The 10,097-nt window shown below is 48.1% G+C and carries 10 protein-coding genes; 5 read left to right on the forward strand and 5 right to left on the reverse strand.

The annotated features are described in order from the left end of the window. The first annotated feature begins 21 nt into the window (after positions 1–21). Positions 22–2,058 (forward strand): neutral/alkaline ceramidase, encoded by a 2,037-nt coding sequence (locus ACR2PX_RS02680; protein WP_433997812.1) that lies wholly within the window; start codon positions 22–24, stop codon positions 2,056–2,058. A 118-nt stretch (positions 2,059–2,176) separates the two neighbouring features. Here the strand turns inward: ACR2PX_RS02680 and ACR2PX_RS02685 are convergent, their stop codons facing one another. Both ACR2PX_RS02685 and ACR2PX_RS02690 read right to left on the reverse strand, forming a co-directional pair. Beyond that, the gene (locus ACR2PX_RS02685; RefSeq protein ID WP_433997813.1) at positions 2,177–2,965 is read right to left on the reverse strand and encodes a hypothetical protein; all 789 of its coding nucleotides are present in this window, start codon (positions 2,963–2,965) and stop codon (positions 2,177–2,179) included. A 112-nt stretch (positions 2,966–3,077) separates the two neighbouring features. Then, positions 3,078–4,172 (reverse strand): malate dehydrogenase, encoded by a 1,095-nt coding sequence (locus tag ACR2PX_RS02690; RefSeq protein ID WP_433997814.1) that lies wholly within the window; start codon positions 4,170–4,172, stop codon positions 3,078–3,080. A gap of 181 nt (positions 4,173–4,353) precedes the next feature. On the opposite strand from ACR2PX_RS02690, the gene ACR2PX_RS02695 reads away from it, so the two are divergent. Beyond that, positions 4,354–4,953 carry a hypothetical protein gene (locus ACR2PX_RS02695; RefSeq protein WP_433997815.1) on the forward strand — a complete coding sequence of 200 codons (600 nt, stop codon included), beginning with the start codon at positions 4,354–4,356 and terminating at the stop codon, positions 4,951–4,953. Positions 4,954–5,017: 64 nt separating this feature from the next. On the opposite strand, the gene ACR2PX_RS02700 is transcribed toward ACR2PX_RS02695, so the two are convergent. From ACR2PX_RS02700 to ACR2PX_RS02710, 3 genes are all read right to left on the reverse strand, one after another. Further along, on the reverse strand, positions 5,018–5,191 hold the full coding sequence (locus ACR2PX_RS02700; RefSeq protein WP_433997816.1) for a DUF1289 domain-containing protein: 174 nt from the start codon (positions 5,189–5,191) through the stop codon (positions 5,018–5,020). A 16-nt stretch (positions 5,192–5,207) separates the two neighbouring features. Then, the gene (gene rsmD / locus ACR2PX_RS02705) at positions 5,208–5,801 is read right to left on the reverse strand and encodes a 16S rRNA (guanine(966)-N(2))-methyltransferase RsmD (protein WP_433997817.1); all 594 of its coding nucleotides are present in this window, start codon (positions 5,799–5,801) and stop codon (positions 5,208–5,210) included. A gap of 109 nt (positions 5,802–5,910) precedes the next feature. After that, positions 5,911–6,261 (reverse strand): hypothetical protein, encoded by a 351-nt coding sequence (locus ACR2PX_RS02710; RefSeq protein ID WP_433997818.1) that lies wholly within the window; start codon positions 6,259–6,261, stop codon positions 5,911–5,913. A gap of 486 nt (positions 6,262–6,747) precedes the next feature. Here ACR2PX_RS02710 and ftsY point away from each other — a divergent pair, with 486 nt between their 5' ends. From ftsY to ftsX, 3 genes are all read left to right on the forward strand, one after another. Further along, the gene (ftsY, locus tag ACR2PX_RS02715) at positions 6,748–8,103 is read left to right on the forward strand and encodes a signal recognition particle-docking protein FtsY (RefSeq protein WP_433997819.1); all 1,356 of its coding nucleotides are present in this window, start codon (positions 6,748–6,750) and stop codon (positions 8,101–8,103) included. Between the two features lie 155 nt (positions 8,104–8,258). After that, complete coding sequence (ftsE, locus tag ACR2PX_RS02720) at positions 8,259–8,927, forward strand: cell division ATP-binding protein FtsE (protein WP_433997820.1); 669 nt, start codon at positions 8,259–8,261, stop codon at positions 8,925–8,927. A gap of 1 nt (position 8,928) precedes the next feature. After that, positions 8,929–9,969, forward strand: coding sequence for a permease-like cell division protein FtsX (gene ftsX / locus ACR2PX_RS02725; protein WP_433997821.1), 1,041 nt, complete (start codon positions 8,929–8,931; stop codon positions 9,967–9,969). Positions 9,970–10,097: the final 128 nt, after the last annotated feature.

Below are 10,097 nucleotides of genomic sequence, written 5' to 3' on the forward strand. Positions count from 1 at the left end.
AATAATAAGAATGGACACACCATGATGCACAACAATATAGCGACATCGTTACTAGCTAAGTTGAGTGGTCTTTTGCTCCTGACTTTTTCTCTGATGTTTTTTGCTACTGGCAGTCGGGCAACGACGGATAATTATCTGATCGGTATCGGCAAGTGGGATGTAACGGGTACTGCCGCAGAAATAGGGATGATGGGTTACGCCGATACAGGGCAAAAAAGCTCAGGGATACATACCCGGCAGTTTGCCCGAGCCTTTATTATTGGCCAGCCCAATGGCAAGCGAGTGGTCTTTGTTAATGTCGATGCCGGGATGGTTTTTCAGGCCGTCAACCAGAAGGTTGTTGAAGCGCTTGAAAGTCGGTATTCAGGGGTATACTCAGCGGAGAATATAGTGCTTTCTGCTACTCATACCCATGCTGCTGTAGGTGGGCAATCTCACTACACACTCTATAACTTCACCATCGGTGGTTTTATTGAGCAGAACTACGACACGATGGTTGAGGGTATTCTCAAGGCTGTTGAGCTGGCTCATGAGGACCTGGCCCCAGGGCGTATTTTATATGCCAGTGGCCAGCTCAATAATGCCAGCATGAACCGTAGTTTGATTGCTTACAACAATAACCCGATCCAGGAACGAGAAAGCTATGGCTCCAGTATTGATCCAGACATGAAAGTGCTGAGATTTATGCGAGGAGATCAACCTGTTGGAATGATCAGCTGGTTTGCTGTTCATCCGGTCTCCATGACCATGGAAAATACCCTGCTCTCTTCGGATAACAAAGGATACGCCCAGTATTTGTTTGAGAGGAAGATGGCATCTGCTGGTCATGATGATTTCGTTGCAGCTTTTGCTCAATCCAATAATGGGGATATGACGTCTAATCTCTGGCTCAATGGTAAAGGGCCGACAGAAAATGAATTTGAAAATACCCGTATTATTGGCGAACGCCAGTTTGATAAGGCCTGGGATATTTTCTCCGGAACCGGTGAACTGCTATCAGGCGTTATCGATTTTCGTCATGCTTTCAGAGATTACAGTAGTCAAAGTGTTGATGGTCGTTATTTCGCGGATGGTCAAAGTCGCAACACCTGCGTTGCAGCATTAGGCTATTCCTTTGCAGCAGGTACTGAAGACGGCAGGCCAGCTGGAGATACCTGGTATGAGGGGCAGCTTCAATCAACCATCATCTCAAGCATTCTTTCTACGGTACTGTTTTTTCCCTCTGAGGCTGATAGAGAATGCCACAAGCCAAAACCTGTTCTTTTGGCGACCGGTAAAGCAGTCCCTGTTCCCTGGACTCCTGAAGTCCTTCCAGCCTCAATATTACGTATTGGACAGTTCGCGATTCTTGCTGTGCCTGGAGAATTTACCGTCATGTCAGGACGGAGAATCAGGCAGGAAGTGGCAAGTGTGATGCCTGATATTCAGTATTCAACCATTGCCGGACTATCCAATGCATATTCAGGGTATGTAACAACACCAGAAGAGTACGCCACTCAGCATTATGAGGGAGGCTCTACTCACTTTGGCCCCTGGACGTTACCGGCATATCGACAGACATTTAACGACATGGCTGCTGCTATGAAGGCTGGCTCTTCTGTCGCATCCGGGCCTGAGCCACGGGATCTGAGTGGATTTCAGGCAAACTTTACAACCGGTGTAGTGCATGACCAGACACCTGTTGGAAAGTCTTTTGGAGAGCTGGTGGACGCTTCGGAAGTTTATGCGTCTTATAAAGTCGGAGAAAAGGTTAAGGTGCGGTTCTGGACTGGACACCCGAGAAACAACCTGAGAACTATGGATACGTTTGTTGAAATACAGCGCAAAGCCGGAAGTCAGTGGCAGGTTGTTGCAACGGATAATGACTGGGAAACCCATTATATCTGGAAACGGATAGACGGTTTTTGGGGAACCAGCCAGGCTCGAATTAAATGGTTTATTCCTGAAGGGACTCCTGCAGGCACCTACAGGATTGTCCACAAGGGAGATAAAAAGACCATCTTTACCGGCAAGATCAAGCCGTTTGTAGGAATCAGTCCTGAATTCCAGGTGAACTGATTTTCGGGAGCAGAGCCTGAAATCAGGTTCTGCTTCCATTGACGGTTATCGACCTATTCTAAAAGCCTAATGACTTCGGCTATCAGGAGGCATCAGTGCTGCGGACTTTACGACTTTATCAGTTATCGGGTTTTGGTGGTTTACGAATAGGGCTTCTGCTGCGGTCACGATTTAGTTTGTCACGTTGATAGGGGTTGCTGGCCCGCTCCCTCCGGCTTCTTCTTTCGGCTCTTCTTCTGAGTTCATGCCTGTACGATCGAAAGATGGGTCTCTCCTGCTGTCCTGTAGCGTCTTCACAGTCTTCCTGGTTCGGTTCTGGCAGCATCAGAAACAGGCGGAGAAGGTTTCTGAATACGCCCAGTAACATATGCATGAGAGCTTGTTGTGATTGATTATTTTGCTCTGGCGTTGCAGGGATAAACAGTCCTCCAGAAAAGCCGTCCTGATACCAATAACCCATGGCTTGTTTGTTAATGTTCAGGCAAGAGCGGTTGCCTAACAGGCAGTCCAGCAACCTGCCATGAATTATCCGCCTTTGGTTCTGAGGAAGGGGTAGGACTGTTGTTTCCGGAATAACATAAATGTTGAACTTTCTATCAGATTGTTGATTCTGATCTGAGACCACTTCAATACAATCCTGATCCGTTCCTTTTAAAAAACGGGTTAAGCTCCTGATAAATTCTTTCTCTTCTGAATAACGGGTTGCCAGTGTGTCCAGGCAAAATGTTGTTTCAGGTTCTTCATCAGGCTCTTCATCAGGCTCTTCATCAGAGACTTCCAGCTGAGGCGTATCCTCGTCTGGTTCTTTATCCGGTTTATCTTGTTGATTCCCCAAAGTCGATGAAGCATGCAAGCCGAGCAAAAAAGACACAGTGAATAGCAACAGTAGTCGTGTACACGGAAGCATCCTGTAATCGCCAGAGGGTGATTAAAGCTTCTAAGACTAGTAAACGAGCTGGGGTTTTGCAGTAAGAAGAGAAACAGGAGCTGAGGGGATCAGCTCCTGTGGGTAAGGCTGATTAGCAGATGCGATCGGCCTTGTAGTAAACGTCAGCCTTGTCCAGGCCGTTGTCATAAGCTGTCTGGCCGGTACGGTCAGACTTTCTAAGGTTTTCGCGAGACTCTGCAGTTTCTGCTGGTAGCAGATGATTTACAGCAGCTTTCTCGCTCAGCAGTTCTTCTTCGGTCTTCTTCATCATGCTCTGACCGTATTCGTTGATCTCCAGACCTTGAACGATCTGGTAGCTGCCGAATTCGCAGACACATGGGAAGGAGTAGTAAATGCCTTTGGATACGCCGTAGCTGCCGTCAGAGATGATGCCCATGCTGACCACTTCGCCATTGCTGCCCAGTGCCCAGTCATGTACGTGATCCAGAGCAGCCTGTGCGGCTGAAGCAGCGGAAGACAGACCGCGCCATTCAATGATTTCAGCACCACGTTTTTGGATACGAGGAGTGTAATCTTCCTTGTACCACTTTTCGTCTATTTTGCTAATCGCGGACTCTTCACCCAGAACAACAGCGTGATGCACATCCGGGTACATGGTTGGAGAGTGGTTACCCCAAACGCAAACACCGTCAAGGTCGGATGGGTTAACGCCCAGCTTGTTGCCCAGGATGCCTTTGGCTCGGTTATGATCCAGGCGGGTCATGGCGCAGAACTGGGAAGGATCCAGGTCCGGAGCATTACGGGACAGGATCAGACAGTTGGTATTAGCCGGGTTGCCGACAACCAGAGCTTTAACGTCGCGGTTAGCCACTTCGTTCAGTGCTTTACCTTGCTCGGCAAAAATAACAGCGTTAGCTTCCAACAAATCTGCACGTTCCATGCCCTTGCTACGAGGACGGGCGCCTACCAGCATGGCGTAGTGAATGCCACGGAAACCGTCGAATGGGTTGTCGTGCAAGCTGATACCGTGTACCAGTGGGAATGCGCAATCTTCGAGTTCCATGGCCACGCCACGCAGCTTGTCCATAGCCTGAGGAATCTCAACCAGTTGCAGAATAACGGGTTGATCCGCGCCCAGCATTTCACCGGCAGCAATTTTGAACAGAAGGGAGTAACTGATGTTACCTGCTGCACCTGTGATTGCGATACGGACGGGTTGTTTCATGTGACCACTCCTTAGAGTTCTCGTCTGAAAAGAGGCTGTTTGAATAATCTCAGCGGCGAGAAGGTTACCTAGAACGATAGGTTAAGTCCACTACCGCGTGGGTTATGTTGTTTTTGAATGATAGGATTTGTGTCGTTCGTTCAGCTATTTTTAGCGTATATCGAGTCGCGGGTGTGATGATTTGGGACCAGTAAGTGCTTTCATTTTTTCAGCGTTATGGATTGACCCGGTTTTAGAGTCAAATTTCCAGATCGGAGTGACTCAGTATGAAGAGCATTTGTCCTTCCCTTCTCTACTTTTACCTGAATTCAAGTCGGCAGTTGTGGTCAGGCCGCCAGTGGTTCTGGGTAATGGTGCTTTTGAACCGCCAGACAGAAATCAGTCTTTAGTTTCTGTCTGTTCAGGCTGTATAAAGAAATCATTATTGAGGCTGTTTATTTTAAAGGGTATTGCAATAAGTCTGGTGAACTATCTGGCTCAAGAAGTTTATGAGAGTAACCTGCTGGATCCTCATTCTCATCTTTACCATTTGATCGCCTTTCTATACAACGATTTGATCGATAGTGAGGGTGAAGAGATTGAAGCTATAGCAATAGACGATAGTTGGTATGAAGATCTTCCTCAGCCATTTCTGTCTGGCCTTTTGGATCTCTATGATGAATTGCTCAATTCAACGACGGGCTATTTGCTCCTGCTCCAGTGGTATCAAGAGGAGTCTGATTTTATTGCGTCGGTTTTCGAGAGAATGAATGATGAATTTCCTGGTACCCGGAAGCGCTGAAAAGTCAGAGTGACAGGGCTCTTAAGAATAAAATAATAAGCGGCATGAGCCGCTTTTATCAGAATCAGGAGGTTTGAGTCTCTGAGCGTTTCGTGGCATTCAACACAATGGCCTTCTGCTCTTCCTGACTGGCCCGACTCCATTGGGCTATTTCTCTACGGCTACGAAAACAGCCGGTACAAACCTGATCTTCATTAAGTGCACACTGACGGATACAGGGAGATTCTACTTCACTCATAATGTTTATCGCTTAGCTACTCAACACTTAACAGGTAATAACTCAGCTGGCCTGCAGTCTTTGTTTTAATGACTGACCAGTGGGAAGGGGTGGGCAGAGGTGACAGCTCTTTTTCTACCTCGATGTAAATCAGGGTGTTGCTGTGAATGTATCCATTGTCATTGAGCAGACGACATGTTTCTTCCAGTAATCCCTGCCGAAAAGGAGGGTCCAGGAAAATCAGGTCGAATGCCTTGTCAGCAGACTGTTGTAGCCATTTCAGACTGTCGGTGCGAATGACTCTGGCATTTTCTGCCTGCAGGGTTGCCAGGTTCTTTCCAAGCAGTGAAGAAGCCTCTGCAGCGGCTTCAAGCAGAGTGGCTTCTTTGGCCCCACGGGAAAGTGACTCAAGAGATAGGGCGCCAGTACCACTGAAGCAATCGAGAACACGGGCTCCTGGAACGTGTGGTGCCAACCAGTTAAACAGAGTTTCTCTTACACGGTCTGAAGTAGGGCGCAAGCCAGGCAGGTCTGCTACGGGCAGTTTACGACTGCGCCATTGACCGCCAATGATTCTTAATTGTCCGCCACCTTTATTAGGGCGTTGCTTGACGGCTGCTCTTCGCGCCATTGATCACTCCCGTTAATGGCATTAAAACAGCCATGAGCGACAGAAAAATCTTCCATCACTTTTGAGCGATAAAAGATTTTTCACGGTAAATAAAGGGGACGATTGTACATCAGTTACCGAAAGAGATAACCACAGGTTTCTGAGGAGATACCAGTACTTCCAAAAGATCGCTTGCACTGGCTGTTTCGCTGGGGCGCTTGCAGGCAAGACTGGGTGAGAGCTTCTGGGAAAGGTTATCGGACAGTTCAACTTCCAGGTTAATGAAGTTCCCGTGGTTCATAGGTCGAACTTTCAGGGATGCGTGCCTGGGAGCATGGCATTCACTGTTAAAGTAGCAGCGACTTTGCTGCTGGTGCTCAGGAATATGGTGTCCGAAGAAACTCAGCATGAGGACACCGAAAATGGCTGCCAGACTCCAGTAAAAGATATGTCGACTGGATATGGGCTGATCCTGCTCCATGGTTTTGACTCGAATAATAGTAATAGGTTTTCAGTGTCTGCAGATAACAGCCAGAGTCAGCTGCAGACGAATACGTGCAGGAGTTCACTATAGCTCTTAATCATAAAGTGCGGTGGGATTGGACCTTCAAACTAAAGGAAAGCGCCTGGTAACGGGTGATGCTAAGCAATGCTGAAAGCTGGACTAGCCTTATCAAGTCAAAATAATCCTCTGAATTGGCTGCCAAGTTTGGTTTTACAGCTTCCAACCGATGCAACGACCGTGATGCAGCTTGTCATACACTCTGATGAAATCAACATAGCCACTTTTAATAGATGCAGCCAATGTCATGAGAGTAGTAAGGAATAAGCTCTTGAAAGTCTGTTTGATGGTATTTTCATTGTAAAAAGCTTCATTCGTTAAAAGCTGTAAGATAGGATACACAGTTCAATAGACCCACCTGCTTTAATACGGTGACCCTTTTAATCCATTCTGATGAAGTAGTTTATGTTCGGTTCTCGCAAGAGTGATGAGAAAACGGCTAAGAGACGTTTTTGGCCCTGGGGACGCAAAGAAGAGAAAAAAAGCGAGCCAGCCCAGGTTGTAGAGGAGAGTCCGAAAACCGAGCCGGCAGCAGTTCCCCAGGAAGCAGTTGCCCAGGCTGAAGTCGTAGAGACGGTTTTAGAAACAACAGAAGAGGTCGTTTCTGTTGAACCTGTTCAGGCAGAGCCTGTGCAAGAGCTCCAGCCTGAGGAAGTGACCAGGGACGCGCCTCAGGAGCAGACTTTTGAAGCTGCTGAATCTGAGCCTGAGCCTGTGGAAGTACAGGCTGAAATCGCAGAAGAAAAGACGGAAGAAACCGTAGAGGCTCCAGTCGCTGAAACGGTTGATACTCCACCTGCTATAGCAGAAGCCGTTCAGCCTCAGGAAGAGAAGAAGGGCTTTTTCGCTCGCATGAAGCGCGGGCTTGGCAAAACCCGCAATGCTTTTGTTGATGGCGTTGCAGAAATCTTCGTTGGTAAAAAAGAAATTGACGAAGAGCTTCTGGAAGAGCTGGAAACACAGCTTCTGGTATCTGATGTAGGTGTTGAAGCTACAACGGAAATTATTGAGAAGCTCACGAAGAAAGTGAAATACAGGGAGCTGAACGATGCCGATGCATTGATTTCTGCCCTGAAGGCCGAACTCAAGGAAATTCTTGAGCCTGCTGATAAACCACTGCTTATTGATGAGCAGAAAACCCCTTACGTTATTCTCGTTGTGGGTGTTAACGGCGTAGGCAAGACGACAACGATTGGTAAAATAGCACGCAAGCTTCAGGCCGAAGGTCGTAAAGTTATGCTGGCTGCGGGTGACACTTTCCGTGCTGCTGCGGTGGAGCAGTTGCAGGTCTGGGGTGAAAGAAACGACATTCCGGTCATTGCGCAACATACGGGTGCTGACAGTGCTTCCGTTCTTTATGATGCCTTCGAAGCGGCTAAAGCCCGTGGGGTCGATGTTTTGATTGCAGACACAGCAGGTCGTTTGCATAACAAAGACAATCTGATGGAAGAGCTTCGCAAGGTTAAGCGGGTTCTGGGTAAGCTGGATGACTCGGCACCTCATGAAGTGTTGTTGGTGCTGGACGCTGGTACAGGCCAAAATGCTCTCAATCAGGCCAAGGTTTTCCACGAGTCGGTTAACCTGACGGGGATGGCGCTTACCAAACTGGATGGTACTGCAAAGGGGGGAGTGGTTTTTGCTCTGTCCAAACAGATGCAGTTGCCGATTCGTTTCCTCGGAGTTGGCGAGCAAATAGACGACTTGAGACCCTTCTCTGCCGATGAGTTTGTAGAAGCTCTGTTCGATCCGGTTGAGCCGTGAGTTAATCCTGCCTGATAATATGCTTGCGGGGTGGGAGGTTTTCCACCTTACTGGCAGTCAAGTTTCTGAAAATCGGACAGAGTTCTCTTTGATCTCTGTCCGACTTGAATACAATAATCATGAGCGAAACGAATAAAGTAGCAGGGAAGGCCTGAATGATACGCTTTGACCATGTCACCAAGCGTTATCCCGGTGGGCATGTGGGGCTGGAACAGACCAGCTTTCATCTGCATCGGGGTGAAATAGCTTTTCTTACCGGCCATTCTGGTGCGGGTAAGAGTACTCTGCTGAAACTTATTATGCTGATGGAACAGCCTACCTCCGGCAGTATCTGGGTAGGAGGGCACGATACCAGTAAACTGGGGCGTGGTCAGATTCCTTATTTTCGCAGAAACATAGGCCTGGTTTTCCAGGATCACCAGCTGCTCTTTGATCGATCCGTTTTTGATAACGTTGCTTTGCCGTTGATTATTGCTGGGTACACTCGCCATGAGTGTGCAGGTCGGGTTCGGGCTGCCCTCGATATGGTGGGGCTTCTGGATAAAGAAAAAATGAATCCGAATCATCTTTCAGGTGGTCAGCAACAACGCGTAGGTTTAGCTCGAGCGGTTGTTAATCGGCCTCCCCTGATTCTGGCTGATGAGCCTACCGGTAATCTCGATCCCAATCTGTCGGCTGAAATCATGCAGCTGTTTGAAAATTTTAACCAGGTCGGTGTAACGGTTCTGGTGGCCAGTCACGACCTGGCGCTGGTGGCCCGTATGCGTCATCGTATTCTGACTCTGGACCAGGGGTACCTGGTTAACGATCAGGAGGTGCGTTAACGTGTTTCCAAGAAAAAGTGTCAGAAACAAGGACGGTAGTCGAAAAAAACAACCCGAGGCAGCTGTTCCTAAAGAAGCCGAGGTTGAGAGAGGGGCAGCGAGAAGAGGGGCAACCGGCTTTTCTATGGCCTATCTGAAAAGTCTGCACCGGCAGGTAGCCGGTGATTCATTGCGCCGGATTTTTAAAACACCTTTTGCTTCTTTCCTGAATTGCCTGATGATTGCGGTGGCTTTTGCGCTACCTGCGATTCTTGTTTTACTGGCCAATAATCTCCAGACATTGGGGCATGGCTGGGAAGGTCAGCCGAGAATCTCTCTTTATCTGGAAAACAAACTGGGCCGAGACCAGATTAATCGTCTTAGGGTTGAAGCCAGAGATGATCCAGATATTGAGCAGTTTCTTTATATCAGTCCGGATCAAGGTCTGGGTGACTTCCAGGAACGGGCTCAGATGAAAGGGGTTATTGATGCACTGGGCTTTAACCCATTGCCAGGGGTTCTCGAGTTGACTCCCAAACTGGGGCTGAATGCCGAACAGCTTAATGAACTGATGAAAAAATATCAGGTCAAACAAGGGGTTCTGGAAGCCAGGCTGGATCAGGAATGGATTGAACGACTTCAGTCAATGACGCAATTGCTGGAGCGCTTTACCGTCATACTATCAGGGCTTCTTGGGATTATCGTGCTATTGACGATAGGTAATACTGTACGTCTCAGTGTTGAGAGTCGCAGGGCTGAGATAAAAGTGATCAAGCTGGTCGGTGGGACCGATGGTTTTGTCACACTGCCATTCCTTTATATGGGAATGTGGTATGGACTGGGTGGTGCCTTGCTGGCATTACTGATTATTCTGGGAGTGCTGGCCGGTTTGATGTCTGGAGTGCTTGAGCTTGCTTCCCTTTATGGCAGTAGCTTTACACCTGAAGGCCCTGGCTTTGCAATGTTCTTCTCATTATTAGCTTCCGGTATATTCCTGGGGGTGGCAGGTGCAGCAGTGAGCTGCTATCGTCATGTGCGAACTATAGAAGAGCAACCTGTCTAGGAGCCTGTCGGACTTAAGACTATTTCGGCCTGAATTCCAGAAAGAACGGCCCAATTATTCGATGAATTCGATTAAATAGGTCAACTATTCTCACGAATCCATCGAATAATTCGACACGTTCTACTGAA

The sequence above is a fragment of the Endozoicomonas sp. genome (assembly GCF_051008435.1).
GTDB lineage: Bacteria > Pseudomonadota > Gammaproteobacteria > Pseudomonadales > Endozoicomonadaceae > Endozoicomonas_A.